Genomic DNA, 20871 nt, shown 5'->3' on the forward strand with positions numbered 1-20871 from the left:
TCGCGAGCAGCCTGGCCCGCAGATTTCTGTCGATGTCCTGATATAGTTCGGCGCATGAACACACCCGACGCCGCCCATTACGAGCTTGCCGCGCTGAGCCAGCAGCTTGATCGGTTGCTCGAGCACGTCCATCGGTTAAACGAAGAGAATCGCAGCCTGCGCCATAGCCAGGAACAATTGGCGAACGAACGCGCGGGGCTGCTGGCACGCAACGAGCAGGCGCGCAGCCGGGTTGAGGCCATGATCCAACGACTCAAGGCGCTCGAGAACAATGGCTGACGTCATCAGCACCCCTACCAACGAACCGGTCGCGCTGCGGCTGATCGATCGCGAGTTCCTGATCGCCTGCCCGCCGGAAGAACGCGACGGGCTGCTGGAGGCGGCCAGCTTCCTCGATCGCAAGATGCGCGAACTGCGCGCACACGCCAAAACGCCAGGGTTCGACCGGCTGGCAGTGCTGGCGGCGATCAGCATTACCCATGAATACTTGCGGTTGCAGAAGCATTCCGGCAATTCCGACAACAACACAGCTGAACCTGGCATCGCCGACGGTCTGGCAACTTTGCGCCGCAAGCTTGAAGCGGCCATGGACGCGCAACTAAGATAGCTACGGCGTTTTCTGCGGTGTGCGCCAGCACACTCTTACATTTTGCCTTGTTCCTATATACGGCCCCGGGACGGTTACTTAAGGCTGTTGTGCATGTCCGCCGCGAGCGGAAAGCCTCGAAGCCTTGATCTCCCTCCCACCTGATCCATTTGGATCAAGGTCGTTTGGTGGGCAGCGGCATCGCGGTTGACGCCACCTCATTCCCAGCCCGGACGCCGTCGAGCACGACGTCCGGGAGCGGATCGCCGGCCTCGGCATCCGCGGGTGCTCTGTCCCCAGGAGACGCGCGACGTGGATACCGCCGCACGACGCCGTGAACTACGCCAGCGCCTGGCCGAACGGCGCCGCGCGCTTACGCCGCCCCAACGCATGGCCGCCGCCCAAGGTTTGCGGCGCAGCCTGGAACAATTGCCCGAATACCATACGGACAACCGCGTCGCCGGCTACTGGGCATGCGACGGCGAGCTGCCGCTGAACCTGGCGATCCCGCCGCTGGCGACACGCGGCCAGCAGTTCCTGCTGCCCCTGATCGGCCAGGATGATCTGTTGCGTTTCGCGCCCTGGGCGGCCGGCGACCCGGTACAACCCAACCGTTACGGCATACCTGAACCGGTGGCGCCGCATGAGTGGTTTGCACCGTTCCAGCTGGACCTGGTCTTCGTGCCCCTGCTTGCGTTCGATCGCCGTGGCAACCGGCTGGGTTACGGCGGTGGCTATTACGATCGCGGCTTTGCCTTCCTCAAGGATCAACTGCGTCCGACCGAACCGCTGCTGGTCGGCATTGGCTACGCTTTCCAGGAGCTGCCGGAGATCGCCCCGGAAAGCTGGGACGTGACCCTGGATTTCATTGCCACCGACCGCGAATTGATCGATTGCCACGCCGCTGCAACAGGAGACGCCAGCGCATGAATCACTGGCTGATGAAATCCGAACCCGATACGTTCTCGATCGACGATCTCAAGCGCAAGAAACGCGAAGCCTGGGACGGTGTACGCAATTACCAGGCGCGCAACTTCATGCGCGACGGCATGCGCGTGGGCGACGGCGTGCTCTTCTACCATTCCAACTGCACCGAGCCGGGCATTGCCGGCATCGCCGCGGTAGCGAGCGATGCGTATCCCGATCCGAGTCAGTTCGATCCGGAAAGCAAGTACTTCGATCCCGGCAGCTCGCGGGACCATCCGCGCTGGATGCTGGTGGACGTGACATTCGTCAAGAAGCTCAAGCGCACCATTACGCTCGAAGAACTCAAGCATCATCCGGCGCTGGAGCGCATGACGCTCTTGCGCAAAGGCAACCGCCTGTCGGTGATGCCGGTGGATGCGGCCGAATGGCGCTACATCCTCGATCTCGAATAGCGGCTGCTACTGGAACACGCGGTCCAGTACAAAATCCGCCGTGACTTTTTCGCCAGTCAGCAGCATCGCGGTGAGTTCGCCGCCCAATACCTGCGGCGCCACGATCACGTCGGGCTGTACCAGCTTGATGCGGCTGAGATGGCGTGCATCGTTCACCGCCGCCACCGTGCGCGCATCGCCACCCAGCTCCTTGACCGCCAACACGGTGAATGCGTTCTCGGCATCGTCGTCGCGCATGGCGAGCACGGCCTTGGCCTGGTGCGCGCCAGCCTGGCGCAATACATCGATATCGCTGGAATCCCCTACGACCACGTCGACATCCGCCAGTTCGCCTTCTTCCGGTGCATCGCGCAGCAGGCGCGTCACCGGCTGGCCGCGCTTGATCAGCTCCCGCCAGGTATTGATCGCCAGCGAGGTGTTGCCAATCACGACGAAATGATCCTTGCGTTTCATAGTGCGACCCTTGTGATTGATAATGCGCTGCAGGCTGCGCGTTACCATCGGTGCGACGACTGCGGTCAACGACGTCGCGAATACCGCCACGCCCAGCACGACTACCGATACGGCGAACAGGCGCGCTTCCGGCGTATGCGGAACGATATCGCCGTAGCCGACCGTGCTCATGGTGATCAATGCGTAGTACAGCGCCGTCACCAGGTCGTTGATGTGCGGCGTGAATTCCGCGCCGAGATAATAGCTGCCCAGCGTGGCGTACATGATCAGCATCGCCACCGAGGTAAAGGCGAACAGCGTGCTGGCAGCAAGGCTCGAACGATCGAAACGCTGCCAGCAAGCCAGCAACGCCGACAGCAGCAGCGAAAAGTAAACCAGCATCGGAATGCTGTGGTGCCAACCGAACAGCAGGCTGGCCATTGCCGCGATGGTGAGCAATACCGCCATGGTCCAGGCCAGGCGGGAGCGCATCAGCAAGCCGAGGGCCATGGTCAACTGGCCAAGGCCGATCAGCAGCGGCGGCAACAAGCCTGGATGGGCATCGAACTGGCCGTTCGCCAGCAGCGCCAGATAACGCTGCCAATTCCGGCCCAGGTCGGTATGCAGCAGCTTCAGTGCGCCGCCAGCCAGCACCAGGGCCAACGGCACATGGGGAAACCATCCGTGCGTGCGCAAACGCCTCGCCCATCGCTGCAGGCCTGCGTGCCAGCGTTGCCACAAGGGTTTCAAAAGCATTCCGTCTTTCCCGTCGGTTCGCCCGTCCAGCCCGATGGTTGCCGGGCATCCGCACCCTAGCAAGTCCCCGCAGGGCTGCCAACGGCAACCGGTGGGTGCGGGAAGGCGGCAAATCGGGGATCATTCGTTTTTTGGATTTTCGGGTGAAGCCATGAGCAGCATTGAGGAAAAGCGCGTCGCCGGCGAAGCCGCCATCCGCTACGTCGAGGACGGCGCCATCGTGGGCGTGGGCACCGGTTCCACCGTGGCGTTCTTTATCGATGCGCTGGCCGGCATCAAGGATCGCATCCAGGGCGCGGTATCCAGCTCGGAACAATCCACCGCGCAACTGAAGAAGCACGGCATTCCGGTGTTCGACCTCAACGCGACCGGCCCGCTGGCGCTCTATGTCGACGGTGCGGACGAGTGCGATCCGCACAAACGCCTGATCAAGGGCGGCGGCGCGGCCCTCACGCGCGAAAAGATCGTGGCGCACGCGGCACAAAAATTCGTGTGCATCATCGATTCCAGCAAGCGCGTGGACTTGCTCGGCAAATTTCCACTGCCGATCGAGGTGATCCCGATGGCACGCAGCCTGATCGGACGCGAAATCGTCAAGCGCGGCGGCAACCCGGTGTGGCGCGATGGCGTAGTGACCGACAACGGCAACTGGATCATCGACGTGCACGGCTGGCAGATCGCCGATCCCGTCGCGCTGGAAAGCGAACTCAATCAGATTCCCGGAATAGTCACGGTTGGATTGTTCGCGCGCCGGCCGGCGGACGTAGTGTTGGTTGGCGACAAGACGTTGTAAGCACTACCCAACCTAACGGCAAAAAAAAACCGGACCCATGGTCCGGTTTTTTTTGCCTGCCTGGAATGGCGCCGCTACAGGACGCCATCCCGGCCGGTTCAGAACGATACCCGCAATCCCGCTGTCACGCCGTAGGATGAGCGCCGCGTTCCTAGCTCGTCGGTCACGCCGCCGTACAGATAGGCGGAGTGGCTCAACCGTATCGTGCCGTTCGCATTGAGCTGCACGAAGTTGCGGCCGATGTCCGCCGACCGCGTATCGAACGACTCGCCTTCAAGCGTCGACTGCACGTCCGGCGACAGCAGGCCACGGCTGTCCCTGCCGAGCGCCGCACCGAGGCGATAGGTAACTTCGCTCGACAATGGACTTTGCTGGTTCGACCCGATGTTCACGCCCAGCAGGGCACGGGTACCGGTAGCCGACAAGCCCGATACCTGCAAAGCCGCCGGCGAACTCCCCGTTTCGCTCATGCTGCCCCGCTCGAACTGCTGCCAGATCACGCTGGCATACGGTTCGATATGCAGGCTGGACAGACTTATCGGCATGCGTGCAGTCAGGTCCGCCATGGTGTCATTGCCGCCGGTGCGGCTGTACAGGCTTCCTGCGGCACCGGTTGGATCAGGACGGCGCGTGATCCAGGTATCGTGGCCGTAGGACACGACGCCATCCACCAACACCGAAGCGATGGCTTGCTGGCCGTACACGATGCCGCTGTTGCCGCGAATCGAACCCTGTGCCAGGCCCGCATTTACCGTGGTGTCGTGATTCGATGCCGCGAGGCCGACGACCGTGCCATAGCCGGCATACACGTCCGTGCCGACGGAAGTCTGGTTGGTGCCGGTCTGGAAACCGGAAGCCTGCGCATCGCCGCTCCAGCGGTTGCCATCGTGAGAGACATTCGCCCAGGCCAGGTGACCGCTCTGCTCGCCCGCCACATCGCTGTCGTCGGTGGACAAGTGGCCGAGGGTGTCGCTCTGGATCGCCAATCCGTCGGCACGCGCCGCAGCTGCTTCGTCCGCATAGACTTCGCCGGCCAAGGCGGTCATGACACTGCCCAGCTGATCCGCCTTGGCATCCGCGATGGCATACAGCAGCTCGCTCTGTCCGCTGCTGGCGGTGCCGCCAGCCTGGAGATTCACGGCCTGGTCCAGGGCATAGGCGGCACTCAATGCATTGCGGTTTGCACCGGACGTGGCGAGCAGGCCCGCATACGAAGTGGGCAGCACGCCAAGCTCGATGCTGTGATTGTCGTTGACGTTATAGAACGCGACCAGGCGCGTGTTCGGGGCCAGGCCCGCCGGTTGCGTCAGCGCGCTGAACTGTCCAACGATACCGCCCTGCGCCACCACGATCTGGTACACGTCGCCGACCGTTGGCGTATAGGTGTTGGACGCATTACCGGTAATGCCGCGCAGCAGCGGGACCAGCGTTCCATCGGCCACGAACTGACTGTTGGCGCCGGTGAGGATCAAGCGCGAATAATTGCCGGCACCGGTGCCCGTGCCCAGCCCGTCAATGTCTTCCTCATAGGTACTGCCGGCATGCATGGTGACGGTACCGGTCACGGTCAGCGTACCTGGCGAGTTGCCTGGCGCCAGGCGGCCGCTGACGTCGATGGGACCTTCGATCACGCCTACGCCGCGCAGCTCGCCTGGTGCGTCCACCGTGACATTGCTGACCAGGTCGCCGTTGGCGCGAAGCATGCCGTTTTGCACGCAGGTGCCGTTGGCGAGCACCGCACGGCCGGTCAGGTTCAGGGTGCCGGTGCCGCTCTTGACGAAACAGCCGCTGCCGCTAGCTTCCTCGATATCTCCGGCCATGACCGTGGTGGTGCCCGCATCGACGTTGACACCCGCGTTACCGCTTACCACCACGTTCTGATTGTTATTCAAGCTGGCCGTGGTCTGCAGCGTGCCACCATTCAAGAGGATGGTGCCTGCGCCTAGCGATGAGCCCGTATCGATCTGCACCACGCCGCCGTCGATCAACGTACCGCCGGTGAACGTGTTGTCGCCGCTGACGATCAGCGTGCCGGCACCAGTCTTCACCAGGCCGCCGGCGCCGCTGATATTGCCGCTGTCGGTGACGGTAACGCCGGTGAGCGTATTGAAATCGGCACCGCCGTTGTCGATGACCAGGTTGCGCGAGGTATTCATCGACTGCGTCACCGTCAGCGTGCCGCCGTTGAACGTCACCGGCGTGCCGGATGCGCCCAGGTTGGCGTCGCTGCTTACCACCAGGTTGCCGCCATTGAGCGTGGTGCCACCGGTGTAGCTGTTGTTGCCGCCGAGTACTTCGGTGCCGCCGCTCAGGGTGACGCCACCTTGGCCGTTGATGTTGCCGCCGAAGTTGCCGTTGGCATTGGTCAGCGTCAGGCCGTTGTTGCCCAGGTTCACCGTGCCGTTGCCGGCTAGCGACACGATCGACTGCGCACCGTTGGCACCGCTGACATCGAAGGTGCCACTGTTGTTGATGCTCGATGCACTAGCTTCCGAACCATTGCCGGTGACCGCCAGGGTAGCGCCCGTGGCGATGTTGACGGCACCGGCATCGGCGCTGGCACCGGTCAATTGCAGCGTGCCGCCGCCGACGTTGAGACCGCCCGTTGAGTTATCGGCGCCCAGCACCAGCGTGCCTGCACCGAGCTTGGTGATCGGGCCGTTGCCGGTGATCGCGCCAGCCGCGTCGGTAAGCGTGGTGCCGGCATCGGTATCGATGTTCACCGCACCGGTCGCGTTGACGTTGCGCGTAGTGGTAAAGCTGGCCGTGCTCTCCAGCGTGCCGCCATTGAAGTTCAGCGCGCCGGATGCATCGCCCAGGTTGGCATCACTGCTTACCGCCAGCGTGCCGCCGTTGAGCGTGGTGCCACCGGTATAGGTGTTGGCGCCGCTCAGCTCTTCCGTGCCGCCGTTGAGGGTAACCCCGCCGCTGCCACCGATCGTGCCGCTGAAGTTGCCGTTGGCATTGGTCAACGTCAAGCCGTTGTTGCCGAGATTGACGGAACCATTGCCGGCCAGGCTGGCGATCGACTGCGCGTTGTTCGCGCCACTGATATCGAAGGTGCCGCTGTTGTCGATGCTCGATGCGCTGGCATCCGAACCGTTGCCGGTGATCGCCAGGGTGGCACCGGAAGCAATCTGGGTGGCACCCGTATCCGTGCTGGCGCCGGTCAGCTGCACGGTACCCGCGCCGACGTTCAGGCCACCGCTCGAGTTATCGGCGCCCAGCACCAGCGTACCTGCGCCGAGCTTGGTGATCGGGCCATTGCCCGTGATCGTGCCAGCCGTATCGGTAAGCGTGGTGCCGGCATCGGTATCGATGTTCACCGCGCCGCTCGCGTTGACGTTGCGCGTGGTGGTGAAGCTGGCCGTATTCTCAAGCGTACCGCCGTTGAAGTTGAGCGCGCCATTGGCATCGCCCAGGTTCGCGTCGCTGCTTACCATCAACGTACCGCCGGTCAGCGTGGTGCCGCCGGTGTAGCTGTTGTTGCCACTCAGCTCCTCCACGCCATTGTCCAGGGTGACACCGCCGTTACCGTTGATGGTGCCGCTGTAGATGCCATTGGCATTGGTCAGCGACAGGCCGTTGTTCCCCAGGTTGACGGTGCCCGCCCCCGACAGCGTGGTGATCGACGCGCCGCCATTGACGCCGCTGATATCGAGCGTGCCATCGTTCTGGACGCCTGAGGCGGCGGCGATGGAGCCATTGCCGGTCAGCGCCAAGGTGGCGCCATTGGCCACGTTCACGCCGTCGGTATCGGTGCTTGCGCCGGTCAGCTGCAGAGTGCCCTGGCCCACGATTACGCCACCGGTAGAATGATCGGCACCCAGCACCAGCGTGCCGGTGCCTTCTTTCTCGATCGGACCGCTGCCGGTGATCTGGCCAGCGATGTCGGTCAGCGTGGTGCCGCTATCGACGTTGAAAGTGGCCGCGCCGTCCATCGCGATATCGCGCGTGGTGGTCAACGTCGCCGTGCTTTCCAGCACGCCGCCATTGAAAGTCAGTCCACCCGAAGCGTCACCGAGGTTGGCATCGCTACTGACCAAAAGCGCGGCATTCTGGATCGTGGTGCCGCCGCTATAGGTATTGTTGCCCGAGAGTTCCTCGACGCCACCGTCGACCGCGATGCCACCGGTACCATTGATCGTACCGGCGAATTGGTAGTCGGTATTGGTCAACGTGAGATTGTTGCTGCCCAGGTTGACCGTGCCACTGCCCAGCAGCCCGGCGATCGACTGCGAGCCGTTTGCGCCGCTGACGTCGAACGTGCCCTCAGCGTCGACGGATGAATTGGCGATGGAGCCGTTACCGGTAAGCGCCAGCGTCGCGCCGCTCGCGATAGAGTTCCAGCCCGAATAGGTGCTCTGCCCGGTTACTTGCAGGGTGCCTGCGGATACTCCGACGTTACCGGTGGTATCGATCGCGCCAAGAACCAGCGTGCCGTTGCCCAACTTGTTGATATCGCCTGCGCCGGTGATGGCGCCGGCCGTATCAGTGAGCGTGGTGCCCGTATCGGTGTTGAAGTTGGCGGTGCCGATGACGTTGATATCGCGCGTGCTGGTGAAGCTGGCAGTGTTCTCCAGCTCCGCATTGCCGAATGTCAGGCTGCCGCTGGCTGCGCCGAGATTATTATCGGCGTTGACGATCAGCGAGCCGCCCTGGATATCGGTGCCGCCGGTATAGGTGCTTGCGCCGGTGAGCGTCTCGGGACCGTAATCGACCACGACGCCGCCGTTGCCCGCGATGCTTCCCGAAAACGTGCCGCTGGCATTGGTCAACGCAAGACTGTTGTTACCCAGCGATACGGTACCGCTGCCGGACAAGGTGGACACGTTTTCCGTGCCGCTCGCATTGCTGATGTCGAACGTGCCGTTGTCGACCACGCCAGCCGACAGCGCGTCCGAAGAAAGCGAACCGCTGCCGCTCAGCGCCAGCGTGGCGCCATTGCCGATGGTGGTTGCGCCGAGGTAGCTGTTGCTGCCGCTAAGCGTTTCAGTGCCACTGGTAACGGATAAGCTACCCGTGCCCTGGATGCTGCCGGCGAAATTGTCGTCCGCGTTGGTGAGGTTTAAATTGCGGCCGCCCAGATTGACCGTACCGGTGCTGCTGCCCGCTAACGACGCGATGGTTTCATCCTGGCCGGCGCCGCTGATATCGAACATACCGTTGTCATTGACCACAGACGAATTGGCGATCGAACCGTTGCCAGTCAGCGCCAACGTAGTACCACTAGCGACATTGGTCGCGCCGGAATAGGTACTCGCCTGGGTCAGCTGCAAGCTGCCGGCGTTGACGTTGACGCCACCGGTGGCGTCATCAGCCCCCAGTATCAGCGTGCCCGCCCCCAGTTTGTTGATCGAACCGCTGCCGGTGATGGCACCGGCCGTATCGGTAAGCGTGGTGCCGGCATCGGTGTTGAAGTTGGCATCACCCAGCAGGTTGATGTTGCGCGCGGTGGTGAAAGACGCCGTGTTTTCCAGCGTGCCGCCGTTGAAATCCAGCGCACCGGAACTGGCGCCGAGGTTGTCATCGGCACTCACCTGTAACGTGCCGCCGTTGAGCGTGGTATCGCCGGTGTAGGTGTTTGCGCCGGTGAGCGTCTCGGAACCGTAATCGACCGCCAGGCCACCGTTGCCCGCAATGGTGCCCGAAAACGTGCCGTTGGCATTGGTCAGCGCGAGATTGTTGTTACCTAGCAATACCGAGCCGCTGCCGGACAAGGTGGAAACGTTTACCGCACCGTTGGCATTGCTGATATCGAACGTACCGTTGTCATTGACGACAGACGAATTGGCGATCGAACCGTTGCCGGTCAGCGCCAGCGTAGCGCCACTAGCGACGTTGGTCGCGCCGGAATAGGTACTCGCCTGGGTCAGCTGCAAGCTGCCGGCGTTGACGTTGACGCCACCGGTGGCGTCATCAGCCCCCAGTATCAGCGTGCCCGCCCCCAGTTTGTTGATCGAACCGCTGCCGGTGATGGCGCCGGCCGTATCGGTGAGCGTGGTACCGGCATCGGTGTTGAAGTTGGCATCGCCCAGCAGGTTGATGTTGCGCGCGGTGGTGAAAGACGCCGTGTTCTCCAGCGTGCCGCCGTTGAAGCTTAGCCATCCACTAATATCACCCATGTTGCCATCGCTACTCACCTGCAAGGTGCCGCCATTGAGACTGGTACCTCCGTCGTAAGTGTTGATACCGCTCAATGTTTCTGTTCCACCGTCGACGGCGATGCCGCCAATTCCCTGAATGGAACCGGAAAAATTATCACTGGCATTGGTGAGCGCAAGGTTATTGCTACCGAGGTTGACGGTACCATCGCCCCCAAGGGAGGTTATCGATTCCGCACCATCGGCGCCGCTTATATCGAATGTACCGTTGTTGGTCACGTCGGAAGAGCCGGCAATCGAGCTTACACCGGACAGCGCAAGCGTAGCGCCGCTATTGATGTTCGTAGCGCCGGTGTACGTATTCGTTCCGGCAAGCGTCAATGCACCGCCGCTACCGCTATTGGCCAGAGTGAGGCTACCACTACCGGAAACACCCCCCTGTAGTGTTACATTGTTGCCATCGACGTCGATCGTGCCGCCGCCAGAGGCCAGCGCATAGTCGTGATCATCAGTCATGCCGGCCGTCATGGTCAGCGTGCCGTTGTCCAACGTTACCGCACCACTGCCGAGATTGTTCGCGCTGCTGATCATCACCGTGCTTCCGCCGGTGATAGTAGTGCCGCCCGAATAAGTATTGTCCCCGCTTAGCGTAACCGAGCCACCGTCACCGCTATTGGTGATAGTGAGCGCACCGGGAGTGCCGTCGGTCGCGTCGGAAATCGTACCGCTGAATACCGAGTTCTGCCCTGCTTGATCGATGATGCCGTTGGTAGCATCAATGCTGAAATCTTGCGTAATAGTGGGGTCTGTCTGGTCGATTTTCAGCGTACCGCCATCGAACGTGGCCGACGATGCGCTGCCGAGCGTGCTGGAGCCGTAATAGGGCTGCGCAGTATCGATCACGATACTAGCCGGCGGCGTCGTGGGTGCGCTGGAACCTGCGTTGGGCTGAATCGGATTAAACAATACACCGTTGTTATAAGTGGTGCCCGGTTGCTGGTCGACAAACAAAATCGGACTATTGACTTCGTCGCTCAAGTTGAACGACGCAAAGCCGAGCAGGTATGTACCGGTTTCAGACACCGTATAGGTGGAAATTTCCCAACCAGTGGCACCATAGCTACCTGTGGCGTAATTGCCCGTACCTGTGTTCGTCGCACCGAGCAGAGCATACTGAGCGGTCTCATTGTTGACCGAGGCCAAATTACTGGGATCGGTCTCGTTTACCAGCGACGTAATCGAGCCATCGTTAAAAGGTTCATAATCGGTGGAAATATATTGCCAAGCCATCGTGATCGTCTGACCTGCAGTGAGGTTCAGGCTTTGCGTAATCCAGGCCGCATTGGTGACGGTACCGCCGAGTGAGCTGGATATCGCCGATGAACTGCTGGACGATAGGCCCAGAGCGGTCATGGCAGTCGCGAAGCTATTGCCTGAGCTCAGAGTATCGGTAGCCTGCAAGGACGCCATATAGCTCCCATAGGGATCGACCGTCCACGAATATTCCCCAGGCTCACTTCCGGCAGTCGAATCGAACGACGTCATGCCTGTGACGACGGAAACGCCCACCCCTGATGAGCTGTATGCGGAAGAGGATTGTGTGCCTGTTCCACCTCCAGCCGTCCATCCCGTCAAGTCTCCGGTTTCAAAGCCTGCATTGGTCGCGGCACTCTGGGCATGCGCAACGGGTACATCAGCGATCACCAGTATTGCAACAAGCGCCTGCGATGCCAGGGCAAACATCAATTTCGGTGCCGAAACCTGCACACTTGGGCTTTTACGGCGGGAAGACTTATGCGCGCCTTTGGCGATTTCCGGCGCGACGACCAGCATGTTCCGCGCCTTGTTGAACACGAGGCTGAAGATATTCCGATTCATAAGTCCCCTGGGTATTTTGTAGTCGTCGGCAAACGCCGCTCATGCATCGCGTTGCCATGAGTGCATGGCGACATCCGCAACAAGCGCGTAGCAATCGATATGCCAGCGTGGCAAGTGGTCAAATCGCGCCACCTATCGACTTAACCAGTCCGTCCGCAACGCCCCAGGCGACAGTTCGTCTCAAAGACATGGATGCAATGCGCGGAATTTCCGGACCAGTCGACTGCTCTCTTCACATCCAGGCGACGTTTTGTCTCCACGCATACGACCGGATGCGTCACGAGGTTTGCCAGACATGCCGGTATATACCCCGCATCGACGCGGTGCCGCAGACACTGCACGAGCGATCGCGTCCTGACGGGCGCTTGTATGAAGCTGGCACGCTTTATGCCCGACCGATGGCTTCCAATACGAGAGGCACGAATGGAGACGGCAAAGCAAAGGCTCCCCGATACAGTGTTCGCCACCTCCATGCTCGAGCCCGGGATGAGGACCACCGCGTATCGCCGCTGGTTGCGGCCGATCGCGCAGCTCGAAGCCAGCAACGACGAACCTGTCAGCGCATCGGTCGTCAGCTACCGGCTTGGTGAAATCACGCTTGCGCAGTCCACCTCGAACGCCGCCCACTATGTGCGCGATGAATCCACCCTCTTGAAAGGACGCTTCAAGGACTGCGTGCTGCTGCGTCTACTTGTAAGCGGACACGGACGTGGCCGCTTCGGCAACACCACGGCCGACCTCAAGGAAGGCGACATCTATCTCACCGACCTGGCCCAGGAGTCGGAGTTATGGCTGTCCGGTGATTGCATTCACATCAACGTGATGATGCGGCGCACCGATGCAGGCGATCTGCCGGTGCACGGCCGGATCCTGCATGCCGAATGGCTGCCTTGCCGCATGTTACGGGAGCACTTGCTCAACTTCGTCGAAATACTGCGGCACTGCAATGCCACGAGCGTCAGGGAAATGGTCAAAGCCACCATGGAACTGCTGCGCTTCTGCCTGCGCACCAATGATGTGCGGGGCAACGAATCGGGCTATTTCGATGAAGCGAGGGAAAGCATCATGGTTTACATCGACCAGCACCTGAGTGAAGGCAACCTCGGCGCGCTGCGCTTGCAACAAGTATTCGGCATTTCGCGCGCGCAGCTTTACCGGCAATTCGCCGAACTGGGGGGCGTGCAGCATTACATCCGCAACCGGCGTCTGCAGGCCGTGCTGCGCGAGTTATGCGACACGCCGCAATGCAGCATCACTGACATCATCGAACGCTACGGCTTTTCCAGCGAGCGCCAATTCCAACGTGCATTCAGGGCTCGCTTCGGCACGACGGCAAGCCAGGTGCGCGCGGAATGGAAGTCCAAAGCATCCGCCGAGCAGCCCGATATCATCGAATAGTGATACGGACTGCGGCATGGCCGCATTCATACGCAATCGTCCGCTCGTTGGCTGAAGTAATGCTCGGCCTTCAAGAGATCATTTTGCCTCGAGCCTGGCTCGCTGCTTCGTTCTTTTTTCGTTGCGCCACTCTTTCTCGCACCTTTCGACGACCCTGCGCCCCCTCGATGATTCGTAGCGCGCACTCGTTCGAGATCCACCCGAGCGCATGAACCAACGTCGCTGACGGAATACGTCAGGCCAAAACTTTCCGCAGGCCTGTCTGCTGATCGCGCATCCGAAACTGCAACGAGGCACCCTGCTTTACCCAGAGCTTTCACATTTGGAAAGCTTACCTGCACGCTCACAGGCGCTTCGAATCCGCCAAAAAAAAATCCAACCGGCAATGACACATTGTTAACTGGTTCGGTGACGCATGCGCTCTGGAGGCGACATGCCGTCACCGCCGAAACACGCAAATAAACCTTCACAAATGTGAGTTTCGATAGCGATGTTTCGGCACGAGCAAATCTGACGACACCAAAATTCGATCGGATTTCACGGCGGAGCTCACACACCGTTGATAGACGTGTACGTGCAATCTATTTTTTGTGAAAGAGATCATCATTTCACATTTGCAGTTTCACACGCCGGTGACTCATCGTACACACACCGTTGATCTCAGAAAAAACGGGCCTCCTTCCAACTTGTAATGAACGCACTAGCGTTGCAGGGGTTCTTAACATGTCGCACAAGCGCAACACACGACTTTCTAACTTTCACATCCGTCGCAAGCTTTTTGCTGCTGCCGTTTCCCTGGCCTTCGCTGCAGTCGCCCTTCCGGCTTCCGCAACCAATTGGTGGACGACGACGCCCACCGTTTCGATCGGCTCCACCGTACTCAACGTCCGCAACTTCGGCGCCATGGGCAACGGCGTGTCGGATGACACGGCAGCCTTTCAGGCCGCCATCAATGCGCTGCCCTCTTCCGGCGGCACCATCGTGGTGCCGACCGGCAACTACATGATCAATGCGCTGCAGGGCATCAATCTGCGCTCGCATACACGCCTGTCACTTTGGGGCACCGCTTACCTCAAGGCCATTCCGAACAACGCCGATCGCTACTGGATCGTGAAGGCATGGAATGTAAATAACGTCGAGATCGAAGGCGGCTATTTCGTCGGCGAGCGCACGCAGCACCAGGGCACCACCGGCCAGTGGGGCTACGACATCAACATCGAGGGATCGAGCAACGTCTACGTCCACGACACCACGCTGTCGAACTCGTGGGGCGACGGCATTCTGGTCGGCGGGACCGGCTCAGGCAGCACCGTGGTGGTATCGACCGGCGTGACGCTCAACCGCGTTACTTCCTCCAACAACCGCCGCCAGGGCCTCACGATCGCACCAGCGACGCAAGTGTATGTGGTGAACAGCAGCTTCACGGATTCGAACGGCACCGCACCGCAGGCCGGTATCGACATTGAGCCGCAGACGCAGGGCACCACCCAGCAAGTGCGCCTGGAGAACACCACGCTGTCCGGCAACGCAGGAAACGGGCTGGAAGTGCATGAATATGTGTCCAGCCTGGCGTTGAACGGCATCACGGCTGAGAACAACAAAGGTTATGGCGTATACACCGATGGCCCCAATGGCGTGACCATCACCAATAGCAACCTGAGCGAAAACTACTTGTTCGGCGTAGATATCAGCGGCAACACGAGCAACGTGCAGCTCACGGGCAACACCATCGAATGGAACGGCGACACCTGGTTCTACGAACACAGCCAATCGATCTTCTCGGAAGGCTGGGACCTGCGTGACATCACCATCGCCAGCACTGCGGTGAACGTGACACAGTCCAAGAATGTCATCTCTCCGCTGAAGTAATCAGCCATCGTGGTGGCAAACCACTCCTCCCCCTTCCCGGGGGAGGTTTTTTTGCATCCGGGAAGGCAACGACCGGAATAACAACGTTGATGACGTCCGAGGCCAGGACGACTTAGGTAGCCCGGTAATGCGCGTGAACCTGCACCCCTTTACCCAGCATATCGACGACCACCGTGTCCACAACGGCAGCGCCGCTTTCGCGTGAATAATAGACGGTATATCCATTGACGCCGGAAAGAACATCCATGATCGTGAACTGCACGTTTGCTCCGAACGTTTCGAGTCCACGACGAAAATGCTCCCGTAAGGCATGCTTGCCCCGAAGCATCCCGGTCGGTTCTCCGTAGCGCGTAACCACGCTGGGCGAGAAAAACACTACATCCTCCGCATAGTGAGAGAGGATGCGCTCAAGGTCACGAGCATTCCAGGCTGCAATCCAGTCTTCGGCAAGCCGACGAGCATCCGCAATACTCAAGATCACACTGGCCACCACGCCCTCCTTGAGGCTTCCCGCCCGAACCCGGTCCGCCTACGCGATAAGCTCGACTGCTAAGAGTTACCGGAATCTTTGCCGCACATCCGAAGCCGCTCAATCTCCGCGATGACTTGCGTGCCAATGGACCACGGAGCACCCCAATAGTCAAAGATTCCTCCCCGCCGGGAGTTCTGGCCACAAACTACCAATATGCCCGTGCCCAGGCATGTTTTGAGATGAGAAGCCAACCAACCCACGAAGCCTGAGTTGTCCAAGTCAGGCTTGAAGTGGAAACCAAAGATCACGAACTGCTCTTGCTCGGGCGACGACGCTGGTACGAGCGCACTCCACACATCCTCGTCCCTGACGAACGCAAGTGCTACGGCGACCCATTCTTCAGGAAAACGGGAAGCGCCCACCTCCACAAAAGAATATGGGCGCTCGTAAACGATAAGCTCCGACTCGGCGAGAACGTGGCCGAGTCTGAGATGGGCTTGATGTGCAGGTTCTTGATTGATGTACATACGTGATGGCGTATCGCAGCAAGCGTCTTAAGGATGCTCTGATCAATGCTACGTAGGCGTCACCAGCTCTGTCTGTTCGCAGACCATAGGTTCGTCGGCGCACGCGGGGAGGGTACATGGATGTACCCGGCTTTGAGGAGCGAGGAAGGCAGACTGGCTGTCTGTCGAGACGACGGGCCGAAGGGATGCGGACAGACAGAGCTGGCCCCAACATGTTGAATTTAAAGCGATGGGGTGATGTCCAGAAGGCACGCAGAGTGCGCCGCGCGACTTGGCAAGACGGCCGGTCTTCCCGGCGCCGCACAACACACTCTGCGAGCCTTCTGGACATCATGCCGCCTGCGTAGCATTGATCAGAGCATCCTTAACTGCCCGATTGCATAATGGTTTCGACCCGGACTGATTGCCAGTTTTTTCCTGGATATTGGTGCGAGAGGGATATCGTTCGTTTCCACCCTGCGAGAGCACTCATCGATCCATCACACGCCCCAGAGCTTGCGCGCTTCTTCCGCGATGACGTCGGGAAACTCTTCCGGGAAGAAGAGTTTTGCTCCCCCGATTCGGCGCACGCCGCGAGAACGCGGCAATGTCTTATCAAGGTAAGCGGCGTCGGCCTGGGAAAAAATCGTGTCGCCAGTACCCCAGATGATGCGAGCAGGCACTTGGCTCCGCTTGAGCAAAGACTCCGTACCGAATAATGGATTCGGCGCAAGGCCGACCGCGTAAGCGTTGGTTAGCGCCTTGCGTTGTGGCGATTCCACTAGCGGACGGAGATACATGTCGATCGTTTCATCGGCGAGCCGATCCGGATAGGTAAAGGTCATGCCGCCGAGACCCTTGGCTGAACGCGCAAGATCCTTGTCAGCCACCCATGGAGCGAGCCATTCATCTGCAAATCGCCCCTTTTTCGCCAGCGCGATTACAGGGACCACGGCCGGCGGCGGGCAGTTGCTCTCCACGTCGCAGTTGGTCAGGAGTACTGTCCGAACGCGATCAGGATGACGTGTGAGAAAAAGCTGCGCTACCGCTCCGCCGCTGTCATTGGCAATCAGATCTACATCGCTGATCGAGAGTTTGTCCAACAATGCCGTGAGCATCTGAACCTGCGTAGCGGGTGTCACCTTCACGCCATCGGCCACATGGGTATAGCCAAGGCCCAGTGAATCGGGCGCCAGGCAGCGTCGGTAAGATGACAGGCGATCGAACGCGCCACGCCATTGAAAGCTATTGAGGGGAAACCCGTGCAGAAATAGCGCGGCGCGGCCACTGCCGCGATCCGTATAGGCGATATTGCCAAACCGCGTATCGACGAAGCGTCGGGAAGCATTCCACGCCGCGGCGTCCGTGCGTGAATCGCTCGATCCAAAGGTCATCGTGTGACGAGGACCTGTACGAGGCATGCTGCCAGCAACTACGCCAGTAGCCAAGGTGCCCAGTGTCAAACCAAGAAACTGTCTGCGGCGCATCTCAATATCCTTTCATATGGCTTTGGAAGCGGCGATGATTAGTCATGGATAGACGTTCTGATAGTGACGATTCCGGCTCTTGCTTCCCGCTCAAATCCGCACTATCCAAGAAGCCAAACCTGCTGGATCCGGCGGGGCACTCTCGTTGCGCTGCGCTACAAGCCTTCCGCCAGCTCATTGCGAACGACATCGATGACGTCCTCGCGACGCTTATAGAACACCCATTGCTTGACTCGTTTACCTCGTATCAAGCCGGCATGACTAAGCACCTTGAGGTGCTGCGTTGCCGTCGCAGCGCTTATACCCAGTTTGTCGCGAATGAAATCGGCGCACACACCGTCCTCGACCAGATCACCATCAACCTGTGGAGGAAAGTGCGCCACCGGATCTTTCAAGTAGTGCAGGATCAATAGACGTTTGTCGCTGGCAAGCGCCTTCACGGCTTCGAGCTGCCCGACGAGGGGCGCCAACTTTTTCTTGTTCATTTCGCAATTATACGAATTTACAAAACATATGCAACGCTGACGCGATGACAGATCAGGGACGGATCGGCCAGGAGGTTCAGCAACGGGTTCAAACGAGGCGGCCGCCAGCCCACCAGTTGGCGGCGAGTTTAGCCGGGTGGTTCGCGATATCGGAGCAGGAACGGCATGTGGATGCTGCAACGGAAGTCAGCGAGTGGTCACCAGAATCAGGATGTGCTGGCGCTTCAGCCTGAGTTGCCCCGTGGTCAAGTCCAACAGAAATGCCGTTGCCAGAAAGCCCTCGCTCTAGTCGTGCTGGCGTACTAGGCCATAAGTACGCGCATGAGGATAGCCGACGAACGCTAGCACCTATGCCCATCATGCGATCTGCGATGGCGTTACCGATGCTGCGCATGCAAGCGCAGTCTCCATGAAGGCAATAAGGTCAACCCAATGTTTCTTGCTTGAATCAACTAGCCTCGATCGTGTCGATGCACTGGGCGCAGATGTGCGAGCGCAACCTTGCCAACCGTTTATGCAATCGCAAACGACCATCTGTGAATACATGCAAACTGGTCGGTGCGCATCACCTCGCGCCATATTGCGCTGCACAGTCGCTTCACTCCGCACCGATCATGTTTACCCAAGCACACAAGTGCTTCCTTATTCGTGAACTCGGGAGTTTTCATGCGTCGACTTCAAAACCGCGTAGCGTTGGCGGGCGCTTTTTTATCGGCCTTGGTCGCCGCCACCGCTATCCATGCACAACCTCAATCCACCCCGGCGGCAAACAGTTCTACGGCCTCTTCACCCGCGTCCACCGTGGATAACACCCAGGTCAACCAACGCGATCGTTCCGGTCAAACGACAACACCCACGAGCCAGCCCAACGATAAGGCGGACATCAAATTGGCTGCCGCGGTCCGTCGCGCCATCGTCAAGAACAAATCGCTGTCGATGTCCGCTCACAACGTCAAGATCGTGGCTTCACAAGGCACCGTTACGCTGCGCGGTCCGGTCAAGAATGGTGACGAAAAGTCCCAGGTGGAGTCCATCGTCAAAGGGGTGGCTGGCGTAACCAGCGTGGACAACGAATTAGACGTCAAACACTAAGGAATGATGACCATGAAAGCTTCTGTCTACTGCATCAGCAAGACTGTCGAACAAGCCGAAAGCATCGTGCTTGACCTCAAAGAACATGGCTTTTCCGCTGACGCGATTTCCGCCTTGTTGCCCGATAAGCGCGGCACCAGGGACTTTGCACATGAGCACAACACCAAGGCACCGGAGGGCGCAACCACCGGTGGCGTGGCCGGCTTGGGGGTCGGCGCCGCGTTGGGTTGGCTGGCCGGTATCGGCGCACTCGCGATTCCCGGCGTGGGGCCCCTCATCGCGGCAGGCCCGATCATGGCCGCGCTGGGTGGCGCAGCGGTTGGCACCGCCGCAGGCGGCGTGATCGGCGCCTTGGTGGGCTTGGGTATTCCGGAGATCGAGGCCAAACGCTACGACGACAAAGTTCGCGGCGGCAACATCCTCCTGTCCGTCCACACGGACGATAGCAAGGAACGCGATATCGCCAAGGAAGTGTTCAAGCGTCACCACGCCGATGACATTGCGAGCGCTTCGGAAGCAAGCGCCAAATAAATAGGGCGCATGTGCCTAGCTGCGGCGAGAAGGTGGCGTTTGCCGCCTTCTTTTTTAAGCGCCGTGGTAAAGCTCCCGCAGCCCTCTTCAAGGCCGTTGACCTTGTCGGCTGCCCTCAAATCAGTACCACGAATAACTGATCTTATTAGGTTTTTCTGAATTGTAGGTTGACGGGAAGGTAGTAGCCTCCGACGAATTTAGCCAACGGCAGAGGGATGTAATGTTTCGCAGCGGACAGTTGACGTGCCGAACGCATTGGCGGATGAGAAGCCAGTAGCAGAAAGTTCACGTCCGTTACAAATTTGCATTTGGCGGGGTCAGTTTCTAGGTAGCCCACTTTGCCGGGCGAGCAACACTGTGAGGTCAGCGATGGCTCGCAAGGAGCATGGCCACAGTATTCAGTGATAATGATCTTCCAGGACAAAATAGATGCACGGATGGCAAGGAATAAGCGTTCCAGGCGAATCAGTAAGGCGCGTTCCCTGATGCCACCTATCCGAGCAGTCACAGGTGCGGAACAGGCTTATGTTGATGAACCAAAGCTCTGCGACAAGGCCATCGAAATAACGGCCCTCATCCCGTTGCGTCAGTACGGGATTCAGGCCGATGGCAGGGGCTTTCTCGCCATGAAGACATTAAAGGTTTGCAGGGTTTACGTTTTTGACCACATGGCCCGCGGCATCTAAAAACTCCAAACTCGATTGACCGGCTGACGTAACCTTCAGGACGATTCGCTTTCGACCGGTTCCGTCCATAAGGGACAGCATGGCGTCTCCCTCTCCCGTTCGCCCCACCCAAACGCGCTTGTTATCGTCCCTTATCGCCATGCCGGCGAATTGATCGGTCTTATCGTCGACACCTGCGATTTGAACGATCTGGTTGGCTCCATATTTGTCAAAAGATAGACTTCCGCCGGAATCGACCACATTTCCGCTGCTGTCCTTGCGCCCACCAAAAATCAAACTGAACCGCCCCGGGATTCGCGGAGGCTCCAACTCTTGAGAGAATGGAGCCATGACAAAGTTAAAACAGTTTTCCCCGGAAGTCCGCGAGCGTGCGGTGCGGATGGTGCAGGAGCACCGTGGTGAATACCCATCGTTGTG

15 protein-coding genes, 1 other RNA gene and 2 pseudogenes are annotated in these 20871 nt (G+C 59.8%); 10 read left to right on the forward strand and 8 right to left on the reverse strand.

What is annotated here, in order from left to right; all coding sequences use genetic code 11:
- Window positions 1-54: 54 nt before the first annotated feature.
- From ISP15_RS14495 to ISP15_RS14515, 5 genes are all read left to right on the forward strand, one after another.
- Window positions 55-279 (forward strand): TIGR02449 family protein, encoded by a 225-nt coding sequence (locus ISP15_RS14495; protein ID WP_404548329.1) that lies wholly within the window; start codon window positions 55-57, stop codon window positions 277-279.
- Complete coding sequence (locus tag ISP15_RS14500; RefSeq protein WP_404548330.1) at window positions 272-607, forward strand: cell division protein ZapA; 336 nt, start codon at window positions 272-274, stop codon at window positions 605-607. The genes ISP15_RS14495 and ISP15_RS14500 overlap by 8 nt, the downstream gene beginning before the upstream one ends.
- A 6-nt stretch (window positions 608-613) precedes the next feature.
- Window positions 614-800, forward strand: a non-coding RNA gene (gene ssrS / locus ISP15_RS14505) — 6S RNA.
- 98 nt (window positions 801-898) lie between these two features.
- A complete protein-coding gene (locus tag ISP15_RS14510; protein ID WP_404548331.1) occupies window positions 899-1516 on the forward strand; it encodes a 5-formyltetrahydrofolate cyclo-ligase in 618 nt (205 codons plus the stop codon).
- Window positions 1513-1965, forward strand: coding sequence for an EVE domain-containing protein (locus tag ISP15_RS14515; RefSeq protein ID WP_404548332.1), 453 nt, complete (start codon window positions 1513-1515; stop codon window positions 1963-1965). The genes ISP15_RS14510 and ISP15_RS14515 overlap by 4 nt, the downstream gene beginning before the upstream one ends.
- A 6-nt stretch (window positions 1966-1971) precedes the next feature.
- Here ISP15_RS14515 and kch read toward each other — a convergent pair whose 3' ends face one another.
- Window positions 1972-3153, reverse strand: a complete 1182-nt coding sequence (gene kch, locus ISP15_RS14520) for a voltage-gated potassium channel protein (protein ID WP_404548333.1) — start codon at window positions 3151-3153, stop codon at window positions 1972-1974.
- A 151-nt stretch (window positions 3154-3304) separates the two neighbouring features.
- Between kch and rpiA the strand changes: the two genes are divergently transcribed.
- Window positions 3305-3946 carry a ribose-5-phosphate isomerase RpiA gene (gene rpiA, locus ISP15_RS14525; protein ID WP_404548334.1) on the forward strand — a complete coding sequence of 214 codons (642 nt, stop codon included), beginning with the start codon at window positions 3305-3307 and terminating at the stop codon, window positions 3944-3946.
- Window positions 3947-4044: 98 nt separating this feature from the next.
- Here rpiA and ISP15_RS14530 read toward each other — a convergent pair whose 3' ends face one another.
- Together ISP15_RS14530 and ISP15_RS14535 are read right to left on the reverse strand one after the other, a co-directional pair.
- Complete coding sequence (locus ISP15_RS14530) at window positions 4045-11463, reverse strand: autotransporter-associated beta strand repeat-containing protein (protein ID WP_404548359.1); 7419 nt, start codon at window positions 11461-11463, stop codon at window positions 4045-4047.
- 327 nt (window positions 11464-11790) lie between these two features.
- Window positions 11791-11928 (reverse strand): annotated as a pseudogene (locus ISP15_RS14535) (ESPR-type extended signal peptide-containing protein); the annotation flags it as partial.
- Window positions 11929-12120: 192 nt separating this feature from the next.
- On the opposite strand from ISP15_RS14535, the gene ISP15_RS14540 reads away from it, so the two are divergent.
- Window positions 12121-13326, forward strand: a complete 1206-nt coding sequence (locus ISP15_RS14540; protein ID WP_404548335.1) for an AraC family transcriptional regulator — start codon at window positions 12121-12123, stop codon at window positions 13324-13326.
- A gap of 723 nt (window positions 13327-14049) precedes the next feature.
- Window positions 14050-15195, forward strand: coding sequence for a right-handed parallel beta-helix repeat-containing protein (locus ISP15_RS14545; protein ID WP_404548336.1), 1146 nt, complete (start codon window positions 14050-14052; stop codon window positions 15193-15195).
- 112 nt (window positions 15196-15307) lie between these two features.
- On the opposite strand, the gene ISP15_RS14550 is transcribed toward ISP15_RS14545, so the two are convergent.
- The 4 genes from ISP15_RS14550 to ISP15_RS14565 form a co-directional block, all read right to left on the reverse strand.
- The gene (locus ISP15_RS14550; protein ID WP_404548337.1) at window positions 15308-15685 is read right to left on the reverse strand and encodes a YybH family protein; all 378 of its coding nucleotides are present in this window, start codon (window positions 15683-15685) and stop codon (window positions 15308-15310) included.
- 59 nt (window positions 15686-15744) lie between these two features.
- Entirely contained in the window at window positions 15745-16194 is a 450-nt protein-coding gene (locus tag ISP15_RS14555; protein ID WP_404548338.1) for a DUF6196 family protein, read from the reverse strand.
- Window positions 16195-16673: 479 nt separating this feature from the next.
- Complete coding sequence (locus ISP15_RS14560; protein WP_404548339.1) at window positions 16674-17660, reverse strand: alpha/beta fold hydrolase; 987 nt, start codon at window positions 17658-17660, stop codon at window positions 16674-16676.
- A gap of 155 nt (window positions 17661-17815) precedes the next feature.
- Window positions 17816-18145, reverse strand: coding sequence for an ArsR/SmtB family transcription factor (locus ISP15_RS14565; RefSeq protein ID WP_404548340.1), 330 nt, complete (start codon window positions 18143-18145; stop codon window positions 17816-17818).
- A gap of 666 nt (window positions 18146-18811) precedes the next feature.
- Between ISP15_RS14565 and ISP15_RS14570 the strand changes: the two genes are divergently transcribed.
- The gene (locus ISP15_RS14570) at window positions 18812-19237 is read left to right on the forward strand and encodes a BON domain-containing protein (RefSeq protein WP_404548341.1); all 426 of its coding nucleotides are present in this window, start codon (window positions 18812-18814) and stop codon (window positions 19235-19237) included.
- A 12-nt stretch (window positions 19238-19249) separates the two neighbouring features.
- The gene (locus tag ISP15_RS14575; RefSeq protein WP_404548343.1) at window positions 19250-19768 is read left to right on the forward strand and encodes a hypothetical protein; all 519 of its coding nucleotides are present in this window, start codon (window positions 19250-19252) and stop codon (window positions 19766-19768) included.
- A gap of 635 nt (window positions 19769-20403) precedes the next feature.
- Here ISP15_RS14575 and ISP15_RS14580 read toward each other — a convergent pair.
- Window positions 20404-20871, reverse strand: a pseudogene (locus tag ISP15_RS14580) (hypothetical protein); the annotation flags it as partial.

Source organism: Dyella jejuensis (genome assembly GCF_044904675.1).
GTDB classification, from domain to species: domain Bacteria; phylum Pseudomonadota; class Gammaproteobacteria; order Xanthomonadales; family Rhodanobacteraceae; genus Dyella_B; species Dyella_B jejuensis.